Annotated in this window: 18 protein-coding genes; 14 read left to right on the forward strand and 4 right to left on the reverse strand. The window is 32.9% G+C overall.

The window, feature by feature from the left end:
• Window position 1: 1 nt before the first annotated feature.
• Window positions 2–1,156: a 5-(carboxyamino)imidazole ribonucleotide synthase gene (locus VOI25_RS12170; protein WP_323789356.1), complete on the reverse strand. Its 1,155-nt coding sequence runs from the start codon at window positions 1,154–1,156 to the stop codon at window positions 2–4.
• 166 nt (window positions 1,157–1,322) lie between these two features.
• Between VOI25_RS12170 and VOI25_RS12175 the strand changes: the two genes are divergently transcribed.
• The 5 genes from VOI25_RS12175 to VOI25_RS12195 all read left to right on the forward strand — a co-directional run bounded on the left by VOI25_RS12175 (window position 1,323) and on the right by VOI25_RS12195 (window position 5,475).
• Entirely contained in the window at window positions 1,323–2,432 is a 1,110-nt protein-coding gene (locus tag VOI25_RS12175; protein WP_323789357.1) for an adenylate kinase, read from the forward strand.
• 43 nt (window positions 2,433–2,475) lie between these two features.
• Complete coding sequence (gene obgE / locus VOI25_RS12180) at window positions 2,476–3,474, forward strand: GTPase ObgE (protein ID WP_323789358.1); 999 nt, start codon at window positions 2,476–2,478, stop codon at window positions 3,472–3,474.
• Window positions 3,475–3,538: 64 nt separating this feature from the next.
• Window positions 3,539–4,249 carry an ion transporter gene (locus VOI25_RS12185; protein WP_323789359.1) on the forward strand — a complete coding sequence of 237 codons (711 nt, stop codon included), beginning with the start codon at window positions 3,539–3,541 and terminating at the stop codon, window positions 4,247–4,249.
• A gap of 66 nt (window positions 4,250–4,315) precedes the next feature.
• The gene (locus VOI25_RS12190) at window positions 4,316–4,840 is read left to right on the forward strand and encodes a DUF4136 domain-containing protein (RefSeq protein WP_323789360.1); all 525 of its coding nucleotides are present in this window, start codon (window positions 4,316–4,318) and stop codon (window positions 4,838–4,840) included.
• A gap of 86 nt (window positions 4,841–4,926) precedes the next feature.
• Complete coding sequence (locus VOI25_RS12195; RefSeq protein ID WP_323789361.1) at window positions 4,927–5,475, forward strand: DUF664 domain-containing protein; 549 nt, start codon at window positions 4,927–4,929, stop codon at window positions 5,473–5,475.
• 109 nt (window positions 5,476–5,584) lie between these two features.
• Here VOI25_RS12195 and VOI25_RS12200 read toward each other — a convergent pair whose 3' ends face one another.
• Window positions 5,585–11,689, reverse strand: coding sequence for an alpha-2-macroglobulin family protein (locus VOI25_RS12200; protein WP_323789362.1), 6,105 nt, complete (start codon window positions 11,687–11,689; stop codon window positions 5,585–5,587).
• 185 nt (window positions 11,690–11,874) lie between these two features.
• Between VOI25_RS12200 and VOI25_RS12205 the strand changes: the two genes are divergently transcribed.
• The 7 genes from VOI25_RS12205 to VOI25_RS12235 all read left to right on the forward strand — a co-directional run bounded on the left by VOI25_RS12205 (window position 11,875) and on the right by VOI25_RS12235 (window position 21,204).
• Window positions 11,875–12,834: a tetratricopeptide repeat protein gene (locus VOI25_RS12205; RefSeq protein WP_323789363.1), complete on the forward strand. Its 960-nt coding sequence runs from the start codon at window positions 11,875–11,877 to the stop codon at window positions 12,832–12,834.
• Window positions 12,835–12,888: 54 nt separating this feature from the next.
• Window positions 12,889–13,839, forward strand: a complete 951-nt coding sequence (locus VOI25_RS12210) for a GSCFA domain-containing protein (RefSeq protein WP_323789364.1) — start codon at window positions 12,889–12,891, stop codon at window positions 13,837–13,839.
• Window positions 13,840–14,001: 162 nt separating this feature from the next.
• A complete protein-coding gene (locus VOI25_RS12215) occupies window positions 14,002–14,538 on the forward strand; it encodes a DUF6252 family protein (RefSeq protein ID WP_323789365.1) in 537 nt (178 codons plus the stop codon).
• Between the two features lie 11 nt (window positions 14,539–14,549).
• Window positions 14,550–16,403 (forward strand): PQQ-binding-like beta-propeller repeat protein, encoded by a 1,854-nt coding sequence (locus tag VOI25_RS12220; protein WP_323789366.1) that lies wholly within the window; start codon window positions 14,550–14,552, stop codon window positions 16,401–16,403.
• A gap of 98 nt (window positions 16,404–16,501) precedes the next feature.
• A complete protein-coding gene (locus tag VOI25_RS12225) occupies window positions 16,502–18,550 on the forward strand; it encodes a tetratricopeptide repeat-containing sensor histidine kinase (protein WP_323789367.1) in 2,049 nt (682 codons plus the stop codon).
• 50 nt (window positions 18,551–18,600) lie between these two features.
• Window positions 18,601–20,505, forward strand: a complete 1,905-nt coding sequence (locus VOI25_RS12230) for a sensor histidine kinase (RefSeq protein ID WP_323789368.1) — start codon at window positions 18,601–18,603, stop codon at window positions 20,503–20,505.
• 48 nt (window positions 20,506–20,553) lie between these two features.
• On the forward strand, window positions 20,554–21,204 hold the full coding sequence (locus tag VOI25_RS12235; protein ID WP_323789369.1) for a response regulator transcription factor: 651 nt from the start codon (window positions 20,554–20,556) through the stop codon (window positions 21,202–21,204).
• On the opposite strand, the gene coaD is transcribed toward VOI25_RS12235, so the two are convergent.
• Together coaD and VOI25_RS12245 are read right to left on the reverse strand one after the other, a co-directional pair.
• Window positions 21,197–21,652: a pantetheine-phosphate adenylyltransferase gene (coaD, locus tag VOI25_RS12240; RefSeq protein ID WP_323789370.1), complete on the reverse strand. Its 456-nt coding sequence runs from the start codon at window positions 21,650–21,652 to the stop codon at window positions 21,197–21,199. The genes VOI25_RS12235 and coaD overlap by 8 nt on opposite strands.
• Window positions 21,653–21,693: 41 nt before the next feature.
• Complete coding sequence (locus VOI25_RS12245) at window positions 21,694–22,668, reverse strand: D-alanine--D-alanine ligase (protein ID WP_323789371.1); 975 nt, start codon at window positions 22,666–22,668, stop codon at window positions 21,694–21,696.
• 121 nt (window positions 22,669–22,789) lie between these two features.
• Between VOI25_RS12245 and VOI25_RS12250 the strand changes: the two genes are divergently transcribed.
• Both VOI25_RS12250 and VOI25_RS12255 read left to right on the forward strand, forming a co-directional pair.
• Window positions 22,790–23,350, forward strand: a complete 561-nt coding sequence (locus VOI25_RS12250; RefSeq protein WP_323789372.1) for a PASTA domain-containing protein — start codon at window positions 22,790–22,792, stop codon at window positions 23,348–23,350.
• Window positions 23,351–24,388 carry an RluA family pseudouridine synthase gene (locus VOI25_RS12255; protein WP_323789373.1) on the forward strand — a complete coding sequence of 346 codons (1,038 nt, stop codon included), beginning with the start codon at window positions 23,351–23,353 and terminating at the stop codon, window positions 24,386–24,388.
• Window positions 24,389–24,448: the final 60 nt, after the last annotated feature.

A 24,448-nucleotide genomic window follows, 5' to 3' on the forward strand; every position in this document is an offset into this window, starting at 1 on the left:
ATTATTTACTTATAACGTTTATAGTATTCTTTACAATTTCAGCAATTTTTCTTGCTTCGCTTATATTTTCATTAACAATAGTAACATGTCCCATTTTTCGAAAAGGTCTAGTTTGCTTTTTTCCATAAATATGAGGTGTTACGCCTTCAAGTTTCATAATGTCTTCAATATGTTCATACACAACTTCTCCTGTATGACCTTCAGCACCAACAAGATTGACCATGATTCCACCAACTTTACTATCAGTTTGACCTAAAGGTAAATTTAAAATGGCACGAATATGTTGTTCAAATTGTGAGGTATAACTTGCTTCTATAGTTTGATGTCCAGAATTATGTGGTCTTGGTGCTACTTCATTTACTAATATCTGATCATCTTCAGTTTGAAACATTTCTACAGCTAAAAGTCCGATATGATTAAAAGCCTTAGACACCTTTAAGGCAACATCTGTAGCTTTTTTTGCAACAGAATCATCAATTCTAGCAGGACAAATTACATATTCTACTTGATTAGCTTCTGGATGAAATTCCATTTCAACAACAGGATAGGTTGTAATCTCTCCAGTTTCATTTCTTGCCACGATTACGGCTAATTCATTTTTAAAAGGAATTAAATCTTCTGCGATACATTCGCCTTTTGGCAAATCATTTAAATCTGAAAGTTGTCTAACAACTTTAACTCCATGACCATCATAGCCAAATTGAGCAGCTTTCCAAACAAACGGAAATTCTAATCCACCATTATCTACAGCATCTTCAATTTCAGATAAATAAGCAAATCGTGTAAAATCAGAAGTCGGAATTTGATGATCTCTGTAAAACAGTTTTTGGGTCGCTTTATTCTGAATAGTACGCAGTGTTTTAGAAGATGGAAAAACTTTTTTGCCCTCCTTTTCTAAAGCTTCTAAGGCGTCAACATTAACGTTTTCGATTTCAAAAGTTAAGATATCGACTTGTTTTCCAAAGTTGTAGACATCATCATAATTCATTAAATCTCCTTTAACAAATGTATCACAAGCAATCTTGCAAGGCGCTTCGTCGCTAGAGTCCATAACAAGAGTTGTAATATCAAACTTTCTAGTTGTATACAACATCATTTTGCCTAATTGTCCACCACCAAGAATACCGAGTTTGAAATTTGAAGAAAAATAGTTCATCAACTTTAGTTGTTTTCGTAAAAACGGAAATCGTTTTATAGGTTTAAATATCGCTTTCGTTTTACAAAAATACATTATAAAATAGAAAGCCATCGCAAAAATGGAATTCAAAAATCGGTAATCGACAATCTATTGATTATCTTTGCTTTTTTAAATTTAGAAACAAGTGATTAAGCTCAACGATTTATACTTTAAACCTTTTATTTCTGAAGCAGAAATAGATGTTGCTGTGCAGAAAATGGTTGATGAAATTGCAAATGACCTTCAGGACGAAGTACCAGTGTTTATAGGTATTTTAAACGGTTCGTTCATGTTTGTGAGTGATTTTGTTAAAAAATATCCTAAACCATGTGAAGTGACTTTTATTAAGTTGGCGTCGTATGAAGGCATAAAATCTTCTGAAGATATTCAAAGACTAATCGGCTTAACCCAGGATTTAACTGGAAGAACAGTTGTTATTCTAGAAGATATTATAGATTCTGGAAATACTCTTGAAGAAGTATATCGCATATTTGAAAATGAAAATGTAAAAGATCTTAAAATTGCGACATTATTTTACAAACCTGAAGCTTATAAAAAAGATTTTAAATTACATTATATAGGTCTCGAAATACCAAATAAATTTATAGTCGGTTACGGATTGGATTATAACGGATTAGGTCGAGATATACCAGAAATATATCAATTAAAAACAACACAACACATGACCAATTTAGTGCTATTTGGACCTCCAGGTGCAGGTAAAGGAACACAAGCAGAATTTTTAAAAGACAAGTACAATCTCGTGCACATTTCTACAGGAGACGTGTTCCGATTTAATATAAAAAATGAAACCGCTTTAGGTATGCTTGCCAAATCTTTTATGGATAAAGGTGAGTTAGTACCAGATCAAGTAACTATTGATATGCTTAATGCTGAAGTAGAAAAAAATGCAGATGCTGAAGGTTTTATTTTTGACGGTTTTCCTAGAACTAACGCACAAGCCGAAGCATTAGATAAATTGATGGATTCTAAAGATTCTCAGATTAATGCCATGATTGCTTTAGAAGTTGATGATGAAGTTTTAGTTGGACGTTTATTAGAACGCGGTAAAACAAGTGGAAGAAAAGATGATGCTGATGAATCAATTATTAGAAATAGAATTACAGAATACTACAAGAAAACAGCTATTTTAAAAGATTATTATTCAGCTCAAAATAAGTATTTTGGAGTTGATGGAGTTGGTAGTATTGCCGAAATTACAGTGCGACTTAATGCTGTAATTGATAAATTATAACAAGACTTAATCGGGTAAACGATTTTAGATAATATTTGAGAACATGACAGAAGGAAATTTCGTTGACTACGTAAAAATGCATGTATCTTCTGGTAAAGGAGGTCAAGGTTCTGCGCATTTACATCGTGAAAAGTATATAGAAAAAGGTGGTCCAGATGGAGGAGATGGTGGACGAGGAGGTCATATCATAATTCGTGGTAATGCTAATTTGTGGACTTTATTGCATCTCAAATTTAAACGTCACGCTAGAGCTGGACATGGATCACATGGTAGCAAAAGTAGAAGCACAGGAGCTGATGGTGAAGATGTTTATTTAGACGTGCCTTTGGGTACTGTTATAAAAGATACAGAAACTGATGAGGTTCTTTTTGAGATTACTGAAGATAATGAAGAACAAATCGTCGCTCAAGGAGGTCGAGGAGGTTTAGGGAATTGGCATTTTAAAAGTTCTACAAATCAAACGCCTCGCTATGCACAACCTGGTGAAGATTTAGAAGAAAAGTTTGTTACTTTAGAACTTAAAGTTCTAGCAGATGTTGGTTTGGTTGGTTTTCCAAATGCCGGAAAGTCTACCTTATTATCTGTAGTTAGTGCAGCTAAACCGAAAATTGCAGATTATGAGTTTACAACACTTAAACCGAATTTAGGAATTGTTGAATATCGTGATTTTCAAACGTTTGTAATGGCTGATATACCTGGAATTATTGAAGGTGCAGCTGAAGGAAAAGGACTTGGCCATTATTTCTTACGACATATCGAACGTAACTCTATCTTACTGTTTTTAATTCCTGCTGATGCTAAAGATATTCGCAAGCAATACGATATTTTATTAGATGAACTCAAGCGTTACAATCCGGAAATGCTAGATAAGGAGCGCATGATTGCGATTTCAAAAAGTGACATGCTTGATGATGAATTGGAAGCTGAAATGAAACAAGAATTAGATAAAACACTTCCAATAGATTACATGTTTATCTCGTCCGTAGCACAAAAAGGAATTACGCAATTAAAAGATAAGCTTTGGAAAATGCTTAATGATTAGTGTATTACACTTTTGATTTTTCATATCTTAACAGTTACATTTGAATTAACTAACCAAGTATATGATGAAGCATAAAATCAAAAGCATCGTAGAAATTAACGATAACAAACCGAGTCGTTATTTTGCATTTTTTATTCAGGCTTTAATTTTAGTATCTATTGTGACGTTTTCGGTTGAAACGATTCCAAACCTTACACCAGAAACCAAAAACTTACTATATGGTATAGAAGTATTTAGTGTTAGTGTATTTACACTAGAATATCTCTTGCGAATTTTTGTAGCAGATAGCAAGCCTAAATTTATTTTTAGTTTTTTTGGAATCATTGACCTACTCGCCATTCTACCATTTTATCTATCATTCGGAATAGATCTAAGGTCATTGAGAGCTTTACGTTTTTTGAGATTATTCAGAATCTTAAAATTAGTGCGATACAACAGAGCAATGAATCATTTTACACGTGCAATAAAATCGGCTAAAGAAGAAATTCTACTCTTTGTTTTTATTACACTCATTCTTATTTATTTTTCGGCAGTGGGTATTTATTATTTCGAAAATGAAGCGCAGCCAGAACATTTTACGTCTATTTTTGATAGCCTTTGGTGGGCAATTATTACGTTAACAACGGTTGGTTATGGTGATGTGTATCCAATAACTGTCGGTGGAAAAGTCTTCACATTTTTTATCCTAATGATCGGATTAGGAATTGTGGCAATTCCAACAGGAATTATTTCTTCAGCACTTACAAAGTCTGTTGATACGAAAGAAACGGAATAATTTTTGCTATCTTAGTCATGCATCAATTTGTTTAAATTGATAATGTAGAACTCATTCAAATTAGAAATGAAATATTTTTCAATCCTTTTCTTAATATTATTTATAACGTCTTGTGCGCCAGTTCGAGTGAACTACGATTACGAGAAAACCACAGATTTTAAAGCTTATAAAACGTATAATTATTACGCCGATTTAGATACAGGAATGAGCGACTTGGATACTAAGCGATTATTAAATGCACTTGATAATGCATTAGAAGCTAATGGATATTTATTATCTGAAGCTCCAGACTTTTTTATCGATATAAAAAGTAGTGAATACCAAGAAGCCGCTCGAAATAATGTAGGTGTCGGACTTGGAGGAACAGGCGGTAATATTGGAGGAGGCATTTCAATTGGAATTCCAGTAGGTCAAAACAAATTAAATAGACAAATCATTTTTGAGTTTGTTGATGAAAATAAAATTGGCTTGTTTTGGCAAGCGGTTTCTGAATCAAGTTTTTACCCAAACGCATCTCCAGAAAAGCGTGAAACTCAATTTATAGCTATTGTAACTAAAGTTCTTGAAGGGTTTCCTCCAGAAATAAAATAGAATGCTTTAAGCGTTAAGGTCCTGTTAAGGACAATAAATATTGGTTAGCAATGTTCTATTTTTAGTTAGAATAAAAAACTACAACCATGAAAAAACTATTAGTACTACTTCTGTTATTTGCTTTTAATTTTACAATTATTGCACAAAGTAAAATAAAAGTACCTAAAGGATATTCTAACGATATTGGTCAAATGATATCCATGTTAGATAACTTAAAATCACGAGTTGAACGTAATGTTGCCAATTTAGATCAAGAGGGAACAGATTATCTTTTAGACGAAAACGCCAATTCTCCGGGAGCCATAATTTATCATCTTGCTGCCACAGAAGTCTATTACCAAGTGTATACATTTGAGGGAAGAGGTTTTAATAAGGAAGAAGCTGAAAAATGGGAAACCGCTTTAAACCTGGGTGAAAAAGCCAGAAGAGAATTTAAAGGAAAACCATTATCATATTATTTAGAATTATATGATGAGGTCAGGAAAAAAACGAAGAAGTTACTTAAAACAAAAGATGATGAGTGGTTTAAAGAAATGAGCGGTAATATGAGTAATCATTGGTGTTGGTTTCATGTAATGGAGCATCAAGCAAATCATATGGGTCAATTGGCATTAATAACAAAACGAATCAAATAAAAAAAAGAGGTTTATTTAAGCCTCTTTTTTTATTGAAATTCTTCGCTTCATTGCATTACATTCAGAATGACAGATTAGATTTTTCGCTTAGTTCTCAATGCCATTTAGATTATTTTTGACTATCCACCAAAACTCTAACACCTTCGCTATGGCTACTAAATTCGGGAGCATACATGCTTTGAATGGTAGTAATCCCATTACTCATATTACCTGCATTATTAACTCTTAAATCGTATTCAAAGACATAAATTCCTTTTGGTAAGTAATCAAAAAAGAAATTTGTAGACGCATCTTTTGTGCTTTCGTAATAGCCTAAACCGTCTTGCCATTTGTATTGCGAAATCACATTAATAGGTTCTAAACCTGAAGCTCGCATATCCTTCATGTGAATGAATTCCATATGGCGATCACTTCTTAATTCTATTCGAACGCGAACTAAATCACCAATATGTAATTTAGTGTCTGAAGTGATTTCAGTAATCTGCTCTCCGGTATCAGTATTAGTTTTTTTAAAGAGTTTCTTCTTTAGTTTTAATGGTGTTTCTGCTGAAGTAATTTTATCCAAATCTTCAAAATATTGCCAGTATAAACTTCCCCAAGCAATACCTTCGCCTTTTTTAGTAAGCTCAACACTCGCCATAGAAGGATTGATGTCATCACTAGACCAAGACGTTTTGTAATACCCTGTTCCAGCTTCAACTTCAACATCTTTAAGTTGCGATGGAGCAATCACTTTTCCACCTATAACCACATCAACCATGTCTGTTACACTTAACCAATCGCTTCCTTGTAACAACAAGGCATAAACAGCTTCGGTTGTGGCTTTTGTTGTTTTCCATTGATTGGTTTGTTTGTTCTTCAATAACCAGATTTTTAAATTGTCTACAGTTTCAATATCGTTTGGATGAATTTCTGAAAAAGCTTCAATAAGCAAAGCTTGGGTTTCAATTGGTGCTTGATACCAATACCAAGAATTTGTGTTTTCTTTCCAATACATGCCTAATTCATCTGAAGTAATACTGTTTTCTTCTAAAGATTTTAAAATCTTATCAGCTGTCCCTTTTTCATTATGTCTATTCATCACTAAAGCCATTAGACCTTTAGAGTACAATGATTTATTTAGCCAATATGTTTTAATCTGATCTTGATAATAGTCTATAATGCCTGAAACTTCTTTAGACTTTTTAGTATCAGGAAGAAAGCTTCTTAAGTAGAGATATTGAAGCTGAGTATTTGTTAAATGATCTTTAGATAAGTCAGCTTTTGGATTGTATTTTCTGATGTCTTTATATTCCTTTACAAATTCGGCATCTAAATACTTGATGGCTTTATTTATCATAGATGCTTCGCTATCGCTCAACGTGACATTCAGTATGTCAAGATGAGCAAAACCTGTAATGATATGTTGAGTGATGTAACGATTTGGTTTTCCACCTTTAAACCAAGGCCATGCACCATTTGGCATTTGATTGTTTTGCAATTTGCGTTTTGCGGCATCTAATTCGTAATTCATTTTGTTTAAATCGAATAATAAAGCAATACGTTTTTTCTGTTCAGTTTCACTTTGAGCATCTCTCAACCAAGGTGTTTCTTGAATTAAGATGGACTTTAACTCTTCGTTTTTCTCTAAGTTTGACATTAAGGCATCCGTATTTTTCCATTGGTTAAAAACCGCTTGAATTTTCGGATTGCTATTCGCTATATGACTTGCCAACGCATTAGCGTAATAGCGACTAAAGGTTTGTTCGTTACACTCATATGGATATTCCATTAAATATGGCAACGCTTGAACAGCATACCAAGCAGGATTTGACGTCATCTCTAAAGTCAGTTTATGATGCTTAAGCGAAGTAGATGTATTTGTTCTCAATTTATCAAGTGTGAATGTTCTTGATTTGTTACTTTTAATCCACATTGGCAACGTTTCCGTAACCAACATTCTATTGGTTAGAACAGGTAATGCATTTTGCTCTCCATCACTAAAATCTCCAGCTATGGCTATGACTTTATATTGTACAGCTTGTAATCCTTCAGGAATTTTTAAAACCCAAGAGACTTGAGTGTTGCCTTTAGCATCTACAGAAAAAGCTTCATTGGCATGGTATTTTAGTGCCATAGCTTGAAATCCTATAGGCTTAACGACTAAGTCATAAGACAGATCTTCATTTGTAATCGGATTCGTTACAATTAATTCAGCCAGACCTTGTAATTTTTCATCTGTAAGGTTTGCAATTTTAGTACTTATTATAATTTGATCTCCTTCTCTTAGGAATCTAGGTGCATTTGGAATTACCATCAACTCTTTTTGAGTTACAGATTCTAATTGCGTTACAGCACTTTCCATGGTTTTGGTATGCGCTAACAATTGTAGTTTCCATTTGGTTAAGGCCTCTGGTGTAGTAAAATTGAAACTCACATGACCTTCGCTATCAGTTTGTAACTGTGGAAAGAAAAATGCAGTTTCTTGAAGGTTTTTACGGATTTGGATGGTTTCTAATTTTTGTTCCTCATCCTTTTCTTTTTCTGAAATTTCAGATAATATTGTTCCTCCACTTTGCTCTGTTGTAGAACTATAAAGCATTGCAGGTTTACCAACAGAATCCATAACCATAACAGCATCTACATTTTCATCTTCTAACATCATCATTGCTTCTTCTTGGACACTTTCATTAGATACAGAAGCATAGTTTTTTCTTAAGTACATTGTTCTTCCGTATTGAAAGAAAAACCCAAACCAATTAAATTGATCATATTGTTGATTATAATAACTAGGATAATTATAGTGTTGATTATGAACTCTAAATCCACCAACTCCAAAACTCTGTCTAGCATTAAGTCCGTATCTAGAATAATAGCTTGGCTTTTGTATCGGTTTGAAACTCCACGCATGTGGTTTAAATTGATCAAGCGACATGTCGTACATGCTTGCTAATATTTCGGCAGCGACTTTTTCACCTTTCGGACCTTTAATTTTAAAACTCCAAGTTTCATCTGCACCTGGTTGTAACTTATCTCGAAACGTGCTGGTTTCAATGTCTAAATCACTTTTTGGATAAGGCACATTAATTTGTAATGTGTTGCCAGAAAAACTATTGAAAGCTGCATAACTGTAATGAATTGAAAATCCACCAACATCGCCTTTGTTGACAGGGATACTCAGCGTTTTTTTGTTGTTATTTAAAGTGACACTATAGGTATTAATAATGTTTTGGTGTTTCTCAATATGTACACTTATTCTTAAATTTTTCATGGCAGAAGCTAACGTAATTACAACTGTATCACCTTCAGAATATTGATTTTTATTGGTCGAAATACTAAATAGTTGATGGTCTGATAATGTTTTATCATCAGTGCTAAATAAACTTGTTCTAATTTCATCTGTAACAGTTTGACCAAATTTATCTTTGCTTTCAAGAAGAATTATATAGTGACCAGAATCCCATTTTTTAATGGTTCCTAGTGCCAATTCTTTTGAATGTTCAGTATCAAATTCATCTTCAAAAACCAATTCGCCTTTTTTCCAATAGATTGGATTTTGCTCATTAGCATAGGCTTCATAAGGAAACTTTGAAATAAATTCTTCTAAAGGAATGACTTGATAATCTGGAGCATTCCATGGTCGTGGTCGCAACACACGATTAGGCGCTTTTAGTTTATAGATTTTGATGTGACCTTCAGCAGGTACAAATTCACCATTTAAGTTTTGGGTAGAAATTGATAGTTTATGATCTTTTTTTGTTTTATCTAAAAGGTTTGCAATAGACATTTTTGCATTTAATGCATGATAACCAACATTTATAATAGTTGTTGCACTTCGAGTTTCGCCATTAAGATCAGTAACGTCAGCCGTTATTTCATATTTAAATACAGGTAATGAGGTTTTGTCTACGCTTTCATCTGGAAGCGCTTTAAAGGTGATGTCAAATTCACCTTTGGCGTTTGTAGTGGTTTCTCCATGCGATATTTCTTGAGGTTCACTATTAAACCAAGGTCTATACCAATAATACCAACTTGGATATTGTACCTTTCGAACCACACGATATGTAACTTTAGCATCAGTAATATTACTTCCAGCAAAAGCTAAAGCAGTACCTTTTGCAACGACCGAATCATTAATTTTAAAGGTTTCAGTAACAGGTTTGAAATTGGTTTCAAACTTTGGTCGTTTGTAGTCTTCAACAGAAAAATAATGATTCTGACTTACAGAAGTTTTGGTTGTGGTGATTGCAATAAAATATTGACCATTAAGACCAGAACTTGGTAAGATAAATTCGCCAGCAACCGATCCATAGTCGTTAGATTTTAAATCTAATTTAGCAAGGTTTTCACCGTTTACGTTATATAAAGTAGCAACTATAGATTCATTTTCAAGAGGTTTAGATTTTCCTTTTTGACTTTCAAGATGAATGGCTTTAAAAAAAACAGTTTGTCCTGGTCTGTAGATACTTCGATCTGTAAAAACAAATGAATTGTAGCTAATCTCATCTTGATTTCGGTTATTACCTTTGTAAGCGTAATAACCATCATAATAAGCAGATTGGTTGTCTTTTGAAAGCTCAATACTTAAATTAAAATAGCGGTTTGAAGTTTTTTCTAAACGAATCTCACCATTGGCATTTGAAGTGAGCTTATGGGTGTGAAAACCATTTTTGTAATCGTTCTTAAACTTGATGATTGCAGAAACTCCAACGATTGGTTTTCCGTTTGTTCTATCAATTACTTGATAAATCATGTCGTTGTTTGTTGACCGATCAACAATAGCAAAATCGGTCACTTGAATGGTCTGTGTAGCAAAACTGTTGTCTTTGTTATTGGTTTCAGCAAGAATAATATAATGACCATTTTCTAATTTAGGAACACTAACTTCTGTAGAATGATTTTGATAATCATTTTCATTTTTCAGCGTTGTTTTCCATTCTGTAGCAATGGTTTTCTTTTTAAGGAAACCTAACTTTTCTTCTGGTCTGTAACGTTTTTCAAAGGCTTCTTTTTGAGAAACACTTACCTTATAAATCTTAAAGTTTAAAGCATCAACATTGGTATAGTTTACTAAAAATTTCGAAAAGCTGTTTACTGGAATTATAGTTTCGGCAGTTAATCCTAAACGACTTGATAATATTTGAGATTTAAGCGCTTCACATTGTTCTGAAGCTCTGCTTTTTGGGAACCGTTTGATAACAGAATTGCATAATTCAATAGCATCTTTAAGTTTCCAACGTACATCTGGATTCGTATTTTTATCATAGCCTTGAGCTTGTTGTTGCCAAAGTGATGCAATTTCAAAATCGTATAAACCAGAAACTTCCAGTGAAGACCATTTGTCGCTAGAAGATTGTAATGTGTTTAATAAAATAGTTTGCTTATTATCAAATGTGGCATGTTGAGCCACGTATTTTAAGCGTTCAATATCAACATCAACACGAGCCGTTGGATGCTCATCCTTTTCATGAAACTGAATTAAATCTTGATAAATTTTAAGCGCTTGTAATTGTAATGATGTAGAATCTTTTGAAACTAAATCTACAGCCATAAACGTTTGTGCAGGTCCTAATAAATTTGGATTTTCAACTTCAAATTTATAAGCAGGTTTAGTGATGTTATTTTCATTAGTTTTAAAAAATTCAAGTGCATTATGACTTAATAAATCATAAAGCGTAGGACGAAATGCTTTCGATCCGTTTTGATCTTGAATAATGTCTTTATAGTCTGAAAGTTGTGTTTGCTGAAGTATGAGTCCGTTTTGCAAGGACCTTTGATAATAGCTTTGGATTTCAGTAAATAGGGTTTGCAAATCCCAAGTTCTAAAGTCATCATCTACTTTTTCAGAGGTATTGGTACGATTATAAAACTGATAACGATGTTGCTGAAAGTATTGCCAATACATGGTCGCAAGCATATTCTCTAAAATATTTTTGGAAGGTGTTTTGCTTTTAGAGATTTCAGTTTTAAAATCCTCAACAATCTTGAGTTGCGCGTCTTCTTCAAGTGTTAAAATATACTTGCTTTTATGTAGTAAGGCTTTTATGTGTTGAGGCGCATTGTTTTTTGCTTTCGCCAATTCAGAAATAGTTTCGACAACTTTTAGGGCTGATTTGGGTAAACCATCAGATTCGTGCTTTGCTACGTCTTTCCATAGATTTTTAAAATCATCAGATTGAGCTGCAGAAAAGTTAGCGAAACATAAGATCATTATTATATTGGTAATTAATTTCATGGATACATTTTTAATTATCACGCAATTTAAACTCAAAAGCCCTTCTAAAACATAACAAATGAGTTATCAAACCGTTTGATTTAGTGAAGTTATCAATTTTAAGTGTAAACACGTTATCTTTGTATTCTCAAAATCAAAAATAATACCAAGAAACTCAAGGCATGGAATTTGAGTAGTTATACAATATGAAATATCTTTTTATTTTCCTTTTTATAATTCCGTTAAGCGGTTTTGGTCAAGTGACTTCACTAGAAAATGTTAAGCAATTACTTCAAGAAAAGAAATATGTTACAGCCGAACACTATCTGGAAACCTATCTTATAAAAAATCCAAATGATCTTGCAGGTATTGAATTACTTGGTGATGCCTATGGTCAGCAAGAAAAATGGGATGACGCCATTGATGCCTATGAGAAATTGGTTGATTTGAAACCTAATGTAGCAAATTTTCATTATAAATATGGAGGCGCTTTAGGCATGAAAGCATTAAACGTGAGCAAGATTAGAGCAGTTGCCTTTATTGGAGATGTAAAAGCAGCATTTTTGAAAGCAGCAGAATTAGATCCTAAACATATTAATACACGTTGGGCTTTAGTTGAATTATATATGCAATTGCCTGGCATTATTGGTGGAAGCAAAAGTAAATCACTTAAATATGCTGAAGAGTTAGAAGCACTGTCAAAAGTTGACGGTTATCTCGCTAAAGGCTATATCTATGAATATGATGATGAGCCAGAATTAGCAGAAACATTTTACAAAAAGGCTATTAAAATAGGAGGTTCATTGACCTGTTTTGAAAAGCTAACGAATTTGTATGAAACTCAAAAACAGCCAGAAAAAGCTATTGCGAATATTGAGCACGCACAAACGAAGCACAATCGAAATGCATTGCATTATCAAATAGGAAAGGTTGCAGCTGAGTATAATGTTCAATTAAATAAAGGCGAAAAATGTTTACAGACGTATATTAAAAATTATTCGGCTGCAGATGGTGTTCCAAAGGCTTGGGCAAATTATAGATTGGCACAAATACAAAAGCATAAGGGAAACAAATCTGAGGCTATTAAATACATAGATTTAGCCATTAATGCCTTGCCAAAGATTAAAGTGTTTCAAGAAGAGAAAACAGATATTTTAAAACTTTAGCTAAAGGTTACTAAGAGTTATTTACCTTTAAGGTCTTAATAGACATCATTCTTTATGGAGCTTCAAACTAGACTTCCGCTTAAATCACAACCATATAATCAACTAGATTATAATTCTAAAATTGGATTGTTTGGTTCTTGTTTTTCTGAACATATAGCTGAAAAATTTAAGTATTATAAATTTCAAAAATTTGATAATCCCTTCGGAATTTTATTTCATCCTCTTGCAATAGAAAAATTAATTGTAAATGCAATTAATGAAACGATATATACGGAAGACGACGTTTTTTTTCATAATGAACAATGGCATTGTTTTGATGCCCATTCAAGGTTAAGTAGAACGTCTAAAGATGCGCTATTATATGAATTAAATACGCAAATCAAAACGACTCATGCCTTTTTAAAAGAAGCCTCACACATAGTAATTACGGTCGGAACATCATGGGCTTATCGATTGATTGAAACCGATAATTTTGTAGCAAACTGTCATAAAGTGCAACAAAAGAAATTTTTAAAAGAATTATTGTCTGTTGACGCTATCCTTGAGTCTCTTGAAGCTATTGTGAGTTTAATTAAAAGTGTCAACCCTCAAGTATCCATGGTATTTACAGTGTCTCCAGTGCGACATATTAAAGATGGTTTTGTAGAAAACACACAAAGTAAGTCCCATTTAAATTCTGCTATTCACCAAATTGTTGATCCCAGAAAACAATTGTATTATTTTCCGTCTTACGAAATTATGTTAGACGAACTTCGAGACTATCGCTTTTATAAAGACGATATGTTGCATCCAAATGCTTTAGCCATTCACTATATTTGGCAACGGTTCAATGAGGTATGGATATCAAAGGAGGCAAATGATACGATGCAAGAGGTTGAGTACATTCAAAAAGGACTAGAGCATAGACCTTTTAATCCAAAATCTGAAGCGCATCAATTATTTCTTCAAAAATTGAAAAGTAAACAGGTAAATCTGCAATCGACTTTTAATCACATTCAATTTTAAAAGTACGTCAAAGCATCTCATTGAACCTTATATCTATGGTTTCAGTTAGTATAATACATTGATTTTCAACATGTTTTGAGAATATACGACATATGACGTATTGTCTAACCTTGTCTTATAATGCAAATTTGTATCATTATTAACCTCAAAAAACAATCAACAATGAGACATTTTAAAAACGTCATGATTTTAGTTATGACATTCACGGCAGTAACATTAACATCATGTTCAAATGATGATGATGCAGGAGATCCAGGGACTGGAGGAGGAGCTTCAGGAGTATTAGTAGCAAAGATAGATGGTACTAATTTTGAATCTTTAGAGATTTCATCTAGTGCTACAGTAGCAAACAATGGACAGAATTTAATTATTATCGCTTCTAGTAGTAGCGGAAAAGCATTTTCACTTTCAGTGTTTGGATTTGATGGTGCAGGAACGTACCCAATTGGTGGTGGAATTAATATTACCAACGTTGGTTCTTACTCTGAAACAGATGTAAGTAATCCTCAAAGCCCAAGTACCGAAATTTGGCAAGCACCTTTTGATGATATGGTAGCTGGAGAAATTGTAATTTCAGAAGTTACTGATGCTAAAGTAATAGGAACTTTTAACTTTTCATGTAAAAACGTTAATGGAGATCAATCTGTTAAAGTGGTTACTGACGGTTCTTTTGATTTGAACAAACAAGTTGTTAATTAAAAGCTATTCAAATGAAAACGCTATTAATTCAACTTAAGAGCTTAGTGATAGTTGCATTCCTTATGAATGCAACTTCACTACTTGCTCAAAAAGCAGAAGCACCAGATCATAGTTATGATTTTGGAGCTAAGATTAACGAAATGACCATTACAGAGGGAGGAACAGTAGTGGTTGCAACGAACGATGGATTGGTTGGTATCAAACCAGGACAAGACGGATTGTTATTCAACTTTACAGATTATGGACGCGTAAAACCTGAAGAATTAAACTTTATACCGAGAGCACCTTACGTAGTTGTTGGGCAAACAGGTTTTGGAGGTTTACAAACTAAAAGTGCTGTCATAGATTATATGTCTGGAAAAGTATTATTTAGTACTGAAAAAAATGGATGGAAAGCAATTGGCATGTCGCAGGTTCTTATGCCAGCCAATAAACTAATCGTAAGCGGACAACGTAGAGCGAGTGACAAATATGCACAGGCTGTTGCTATCTATGATTTAAATTCTGGAGAGCAAATTAGCTATTACGCATTTAAAGGGTCTAGACAAGCTATGGGAACACCTCTTGTTTTGTCTGATGGTGTTATAATTCCAACGACAAAAGGCTTAATGAAAATCGATATGAATTCAGGTAATGTACTTTGGGAAAATGATCTAAAATATATTGGTTGGATGGTAGCTGATGATACCGAAAAAGATATTTATGCATTTGCTTCAACGTCTAATAAAAAGAATACTAAAATTTATAAAATTGGTGCCAATGGTGCTTCAACTTGGGACGATGAACGTAAAGTGAAAGGAAGTGTATCTAACTTTCAAATTTTACCTCAAGGATTAGCGGTTGTAAGTGATGTTACTAGTGATGGCGGAACTTTTTCGGCAGCAGCAGAATCTAAAATCACTTTATTAAGTGCGGCAACTGGCGATGATTTATGGGACAAAGCACCAAAAACTAAAGGCTATGTTCAGCATTTTTATATCATGGATGATGGTATTCTCTTCGGAATTAAAGAAGGTGGAATTAATAAGGTTTCTTATGAAGGAAATACCTTATTTAAAAAGCCGCTTAAAACAGGAGAAAATATTCTTACGATGGCAACTACGCCTCAAGGTTTAATTTATATTACATCTGAAGATGCTAATATTGTAAACTTAGATACTGGAGAACAAGTTTGGAACAAGCCATTAAAGTTTAAAAGAGCAGATGTTGTAAGTTCCGATTACGATAAGAAAAATGATAGATATTTAATTACAGCAGATGAAAAATTATATAGTATAGACGCTAATTCTGGTACCTCTGAATTAATCTCAGAACCAGATTTTGAAGGTAAAGAAAATCCTACGTCTGTTGAAGTTCGTGATGGTGGAATTTTATTAGCTTCCGATCAAAATATGATGTACTTAGATTGGGAAGGAACAACGTCATGGCATGAATACCATAGAGCGCCAGGGAAAAGTGCATTTGGAGCTATTCTTGCCGGAGTAACTGCTGTTGCGGCTGCTACTGCATCGGCTTCAGCATCGTATCAGGCTAATATGCATGAACGAAATAGAATAGGTCAGTATACTGCTAGAGGAGATCGTTTAAATGATTTATCTCAAGGCATGGCTGCTGCTGCAGGAGCATCTGTTGCAGAAATGTTGAAACGATTTAAAGCGACTTCAGCAACTCAAAATGCTCAATTTATTCTAACAAAATTTGAAGATGGTGTTGGATTAGTAAAAGTGAATAAAGATGCAGGCACTGTAGAAAAAGAAATAGTCTTAAAAGATAAAAAGCCAGAATATCAAGTAGATGAATTTGGTGGTTACCTTTATTATAAAGCTAATGACAAGACTATTTATGCTTACAATCTTAATAATTAAATCTTGTTGTTGAGATTATGATTGGGCGTAATTTTGTAGGATTACGCTTAATCTTTTTTAATTGCAACTTGTCGAAAAAAAGATAAACCATTCTTATTATGTACTATATTCGTCTTGCTATTAATCAATTTTTTAAAAAGGCATCAGCTAATTATATGCTCCCAAAAGACATATCAATTCTGATGCTTTTTTTATTTCCTAATATGAAGTCAAAACTATTTTTCAGTTTTCTATTCTGTACGAGTATTTCTTTTTCCTATTCTCAAAACCTAGATAGTTTGCTAACGGTTGCTCGAACACAAAAGAATGATTCGGTAAAAATTAGGATGCTAAATAAAATAGGATTTCGCTATATTTTTAATGATTCTGATAAAGCTATTGCAGTTATTAAAGAAGGAAAGCAGCTGGCAATAGATAAAAATTTCAGTTTTGGTTTGGCAGAACTTACAAATACACATGGTGTTTTTATGGCTGTAAATGGTAAGTCAGATTCTGCAAACTATTATTACACTAAAGCACTTAAATTAAGTAAGGCGAATAACTTTAAGTCTATTGAAGTGATGTGCATTAATAATTTGGGCATGTTCAATTGGAATCTTGGAAAATTTGATGAAGCTTTACGTTACTTCTTTAATGCGCTTAAATTAAACGACACAGATGGTGATGAGCGTCAAAGTCAAATATATTTGAATAATATTGGACTCATTTACCAGGAAATGAATTTTAGTGAAAAAGCTTTAGAATATCATGAAAAAGCACTAAAAATTCGCAAAAAATACAATCTAGAATCAGATCAAGTTGCTTCTTACAATAACATTGGAATAAACCTTAAGGATCTAGGTCGTGTTGATGAAGCTATAGAAAATTATAATAAAGGACTTATCGTTGCAAAACGCTCAAATAATCTTTTAGACTATTATAGGTTACTTGATAATCTTGCTAATGCCTATAACGTAAAAGGAGATTTAAATTTAGCACTTAAAACTTATTTAAAAGCCTTAGATAAGCCTGAAGGTTTGGATATCGATAAAGAAGGGTTAATTTCTACGTATTCAAATATTACATCGCTTTATAATCAAATGAATAATCCGAGAATAGCCTTAAGTTATGCAAACAAAGGGTTTGATTTAATAGCAAAGCTTCCACAAATTGAAGCTATTTCGGCTGATTTAAATTTGCATACAGCAGAAAGCCATTATATGTTGGGTGATTTTAAAAAGGCTAGAGAGCACACAAAAAAGTTTGTTGCTTTAAAAGATTCTATTTTTTCAGAAAAGAATGCGCAAGCCATTGCAGATTTAGAGATAAAATATGAAACCGAAAAAAAAGAAAGGGAAATTTTAATACAACGTGCAGAATTGGCTGAACAAGAATTAACAATTCAACAAAAAAACTATCAGCTTTATGGCTTGATTGGATTGGCACTTATTTTTGGTTTAATTGGTTATTTGTTTTACAATCAGCAAAAATTGAAGAATAAGCAACTTCAAAAAGAAAATGAGCTTAAAGATGCCCTTATAAAGATTGAAACTCAAAACCGTTTACAAGAGCAACGATTAAGAATTTCGAGAGATTTACATGATAATATTGGAGCTCAGTTGACCTTTATAATATCCTCTATTGATAATTTGAAATATGGTTTTGACATAAAAGACCAAAAGTTAAATACTAAACTCAATAAAATAAGTGCATTTACTTCAGAAACCATATATGAGCTTCGTGATACAATTTGGGCCATGAATAAAAATGAAATTTCATTCGAAGATTTACAATCGCGAATTTCAAATTACATTGATAAAGCTCATCTCTATGATGGCAATATTGCCTTCTCATTTGATGTCGATTCAAGTGTGAATCAACAAAAAACGCTATCGTCAATAGAAGGTATGAATATTCATCGCATCATTCAAGAAGCCATTCATAATAGCTTAAAACATGCTTCTGCAACAGAAATTAAGGTTCGAGTTGCGCAACTTAAAGAACATCTAAAAATTACGATTTCTGATAATGGCAATGGATTTCATATACCAACTGTAGAAAAAGGAAGTGGTTTAACCAATATGAACAAGCGAGCTAAACATATTGGAGGAGAACTTGCCATAGTTTCAGAGCCAAATAAAGGCACTCAAATTATTCTGAAGGTATAAAAGCTTTAGTTGAAAATTTGTATCTTTTTTTTCTATTAACCAACCAACCCATGAAATATCTCTTTTTTGTTTTGTGTATTGTAACTACATATACTGTTGCAAATGCACAGCAAACTTCAGTCAAGCTTAATGATTCTGCAATGTCGTTGTACAAGAATGACCCTCAAAAAGCGCTAGTGGTTCTAGAAGAAGCACTTCAAATTTCTAATGAAAATAAAGACGAACTTCAGATCGCTAAATCAAAAAACAACTTAGCAATTGTCTATAGAGATTTGGGCAATTTTGAGAAAGCACTGCAATTGTCAACACAAGCTTTAAAAGCTAATGATTCTATGTTAAATGCATCCGCTTACAATAATATTGGAGTCGTTAATAGAAATTTAGCTAAGTATGATGAAGCGTTAATTAACTATCTGAAAGCTTTAGATATTTATCAGGCTAAACAGATGAAAAGTGAAATGGCAACGACCTATAATAGTATAGGTTTGGTGTACAGTTATAATGATATAAATGAAAAGGCTATAGAATACCATTTAAAAGCCAAAGACATTTTTGAAAGTATTGACAATAAGAAAGGAATATCTGAAGTGTATAACAATATAGCCATCATTTATGCGAATGATGGTGATTTAGGTAAAGCATTAGATTATTTTAAATACTCATTGAAGATAGAAGAAACCCTCAATGATAAAAAAGGTATGGCTGAATCTGTTAATAATGTAGGAGCTGTGTATTACTATTTAAATGAAATTGATTCTGCACTTGTGTATTTTAGAAAATCATTAGCCATAGAAAAGGCAATAGGAGATATGGCTGGAATTTCAGCTAGCTATAATAATATGGCAAATGTTTTAATTGAAGCAGGCCGACTTAATGGAACTAAAACCTATATTGATAGTGCTATGTACTTTGCTCAAAACTCTAAAATAGCCGTCGATATTGAATCTGCGCTTCATAATTACTCACAGTATTATGAAGCTAAAAATGACACGAAAACTGCGCTTAGTTATTTTAAAGAGCTGGTCGTTGTTAGAGATAGTTTATTAAGTATTAAAACCAATGAAAAAATAGCTGAGCTTGAAATAGAATACCAAACTGAAAAAAAAGAGAAGGAAATTTTATCGCAACGTGCTGATTTAGCTGAACAAAACCTGGAAATAAACGAAAAGAATACGCAATTATTAGGATTAGGAGTTTTGGCAGTGTTGCTAACCTTATTGGGTTATTTGTTTTACAATCAACAACGACTAAAAAACAGACAGCTTCAAAAAGAAAATGAGCTTAAAGATGCCCTTATAAAAATTGAAACTCAAAACAGACTTCAAGAACAGCGACTAAGAATCTCTAGAGATTTACACGATAACATTGGCGCACAATTGACCTTTATTATTTCGTCATTAGATAATCTCAAGTATGGCTTCAAATTACCAGAAAAATTATCTAATAAACTGAAAGGAATAAGTCAATTTACGTCAACAACTATCTATGAATTGCGAGATACAATTTGGGCAATGAACAAAAATGAGATAAGTGTAGAAGATCTACAATCGCGTATTTCAAACTTTATTGACAAAGCAGACCTTGCGTCTAATGACATTCAGTTTAATTATCATTCCAATACGTCAGATGATGAAAACTTAAAATTATCGTCTGTTCAAGGGATGAATGTGTACAGAATTATTCAGGAAGCCATCAACAACGCGTTAAAATATGCTCACCCGAAAACAATTACTGTAGATTTTAACTATTCTGAAAACACATTGAATATACAGGTGATTGATGATGGACAAGGTTTTGATTTAGATAACGTTCAATTAGGTAATGGCATAAATAATATGAAAAAACGAGCGCAAGAAATTAATGGAGAAATTAAGATGGTGTCGAAAGCTAACCAAGGAACAAGTATTCAGCTACATATTCATGACTTGAATAAATATACGCCAAATGACGTATAGTTGTTCTTATAGAATGTTGTAACTTTTTATTCTTAAAAAACCAGCCTTATGAGTATAAAAATTGGCATCGTAGACGACAACACATTCTTAATTAATACTGTAAAAGAAAAGCTTTCTTTTTTTGATGAATTTAAAATCAAATTTACAGCTATGAATGGCTCAGATTTGCTTTCACAAATTGAAGGCAATCACAATATAGATTTAATTTTAATGGATATTGAAATGCCCATTTTAAATGGTATTGAAACCACCGAAATTGTAAAACAGAAATATCCTCACATTAAGATTATTATGCTTACCGTTTTTGATAACGATGAAAATATATTTAATGCTATAAAAGCTGGAGCAGATGGCTATTTGCTCAAGGAAATTAACGCGAAAGATCTTCATGATGGAATTATAGATACCTTAAATGGAGGTGCTGCTATGAACCCTTCAATTGCTTTAAAAACCTTGAAATTACTCCGAAACCCTATGAGTATTGAAAATGAAAAAGACAAGGAGGATATTAAGTTAACCAATAGAGAAACTGAAGTTTTAGAACATTTGAGTAAAGGGCTGAATTACATTCAAATTGCTGAAAATTTAATCCTGTCAACAGGAACCGTTAGAAAGCATATCGAAAATATTTACAGAAAACTTCAGGTACATAATAAATTGGAAGCCGTTCAAAAAGCCAAGCGAAATAATCTTATTTAACTCTTACACTTTTAGGAACTAATTTGGTGTAATCTCCCTTATTTCTAATCACATCTCTCACAATTGAAGAGGAAATATAAGATGTGCTGGCAGCTGTTAAAAGAAACACAGTTTCAATAGGAGCAAGATCACGATTTGTGTGAGCGATTGCTTTTTCAAATTCAAAATCGGCAGGATTTCGTAAGCCTCTTAAAATAAACTCCACATTATTTTTTAAACAGAAATCAACAGTAAGGCCCTTGTAAGTGACAACAGTTACTTTTGGTTCATCTTTAAAAGCTTCTTCTATAAACTCCTGACGTTCTTCAATCGAAAACATATATTTTTTATCAGCATTAATGCCGATTGCAACTATAACTTCATCAAAAAGCGTTACGCTACGTTTGATAATATCGTAATGACCTAAAGTTAATGGATCAAAAGACCCTGGAAATATTGCTCGTTTCATAGTGTTGCTACTGTATAATCTAAATCAAATATAATTATTAATTATTTGAGGGCTTCTTCAATAGCATTTTCAAATAAATCACTCATGCTTATTCCAGCTTCTGCAGCTTGTTGCGGAAAAATACTAGCTTTTGTTAAACCAGGAACTGTATTCACTTCTAAAAGATGAGGTTCTCCATCTTTAAAAATATATTCACTTCTGCTAAATCCTTTTAAACGCAATACTTCATACACTTTTTTTGCCATGGAGCGCACCTTTTCTTCTTGTACTTCATTTAAACGAGCAGGTGTGATTTCTTGAGATTCTCCTAAGTATTTTGCTTTATAATCAAAGAAATCATTTTCAGAAACAATTTCTGTAATAGGTAATACGGTAATCGTTTCTTTGTAAGTAGTGACACCAACAGAGACTTCTACGCCATCTAAAAAAGATTCTATAATAACTTCGTCGTCTTCTTTGAATGCTACATCTAATGCCTTTTGAAGTTCTTCTTTTTTGTAAACTTTTGTAATTCCGAAACTACTACCAGCTCTATTCGCTTTTACAAAACATGGTAAACCCACTTTTTTTACAATGGCATCTTCATCAATTGTATCTCCTAAATTTACAAAATAGGACTCTGCAGTTCGTATTCCATAAGGTTTTAAAGCACTTAAGCAATCTCGTTTATTAAAGGTTAAAGCTGCTTGATACATGTTACAACTCGTATGAGGAATACTTAATAGTTCAAAATACCCTTGCATAAAACCGTCTTCACCTGGTGAACCATGAATGGCGTTAAAAACGCAATCAAAATTTATTTTTGCTCCATCAATTAAAACTGAAAAATCATTTTTGTCTATCTGAAATTCTTCACCAAAATCATTTACAAAAACCCACTTGGTTTTAAAAATATGAATGCGATAGGCATTGTATTTATTTTTGTTGAGAGATTCGTAAACTACTTGTCCACTTTTAAGAGAGATTTCGTACTCACTTGAATAGCCTCCCATGATGATGGCAATATTTTTTTTCATGGTACTTAATTAGTTTTAATAAACAATAAAACTTAACAATTTTCAGTTAAGCTAAAATACCAAATAAACCCTTAAGTAAACGCTTTCGTTTTTATATATTTGTCAACAGTTAAATTATGACATGAGTTTTATTCAATTTATAACTAGCAAAACATTTTTCAAGCAATTAGCACTGGCAATTGTTGCTTTAATCCTACTTATTTTTTTAATGATGTGGTGGTTAAGAAGCACTACCAATCATGGTGAGTTTATTCAAGTGCCTGATTTAAAAGGGAAAACGATTGAAACAGTTAAAATAGAATTGAACGATAATGATTTAGCGATGGAAATTCAAGATTCAGCTAATTTCAACCCTAAGTACCCAAAATATTCTGTCATTGAACAATATCCTGAAGCTGGAAGTCAAGTTAAAGAAGATCGCAAGATTTATCTAATTTTAAATCCGTCAGGCTATAGAAAAGTTGCAGTTCCTAATATCGTTCGACGTACATTTCGTCAAGCTAAACCTACCCTTGAAGCGCTTGGTTTTGAAGTTGGTAAAGTGACTTATGCAGATGATATTGGTAAAGATGAAGTGCTTTCTATACGACATAAAGGCGAAGCCATAAAAGCTGGTGACATGTTGCCATTAACGTCTAAAATAGATGTGGTGCTAGGGAACGGAAATCGATCTTCAAACTAAATGACGACTACAACACAACCAACCGACGAGAATGATGATGAGTTATACGAACATCATTCATTTGTAGCAGATAAAGGACAAGCACCTTTGCGTATCGATAAGTATTTGATGAATCGTATTGAAAATGCGACGCGCAATAAAATTCAAGCTGCAGCTAAAGATGGTAGTATTTACGTCAATGGAACTCCTGTAAAATCGAATTATAAAGTAAAGCCTCTAGATAAAATCCGAGTGCTTTTAGAGCATCCACCTTATGAATATTTGTTAACACCTGAAGATATTCCTTTAGATGTTGTTTATGAAGATGATCAACTATTGGTCGTTAATAAATCTGCTGGCATGGTAGTGCATCCTGGTCATGGTAATTATTCTGGAACGCTTATAAATGCACTTATTTTTCATTTTGAAAACTTACCAAATAACAGTAGTGAACGTCCAGGATTGGTACACAGAATTGATAAAGACACCAGTGGATTGCTAGTTATTGCAAAGACTGAACAAGCTATGACCCATTTGTCTAAACAGTTTTTTAATAAAACTAGTGAGCGTGAATATGTTGCCATTGTTTGGGGAAATATTGATAAAGACGAAGGCACAATTGAAGGTCACATTGGTCGTCATCCTAAAAATCGTTTACAGAATACTGTTTTTGAAGGTGATGATGAAGATAAAGGAAAACCAGCTGTAACCCATTATAAAGTGATAGAGCGTTTAGGCTATGTAACGTTGGTTTCTTGTATTCTTGAAACAGGTCGTACGCATCAAATTAGAGTGCACATGAAACATATTGGTCATACCCTTTTTAATGATGAACGTTATGGAGGTGAACGCATTTTAAAAGGTACCACGTTTTCTAAATACAAGCAATTCGTAGATAATTGTTTTAAAATATTACCAAGGCAAGCCTTACATGCCAAGACTTTAGGCTTTGTGCATCCAACATCTGGCGAGAATATGCGCTTCGATTCTCCAATTCCTGACGATATGCAACAATGTATTGAAAAATGGCGTCATTATTCTAAACATTCAGAAGCATAAATAAATTACTATAATTAAAATAAAATGTTATTTTTGTGTAAGAAAATATACTTTTAAAAG

The organism is Psychroserpens sp., from assembly GCF_034670085.1.
In the GTDB taxonomy this organism is placed as follows: Bacteria; Bacteroidota; Bacteroidia; order Flavobacteriales; family Flavobacteriaceae; genus Psychroserpens.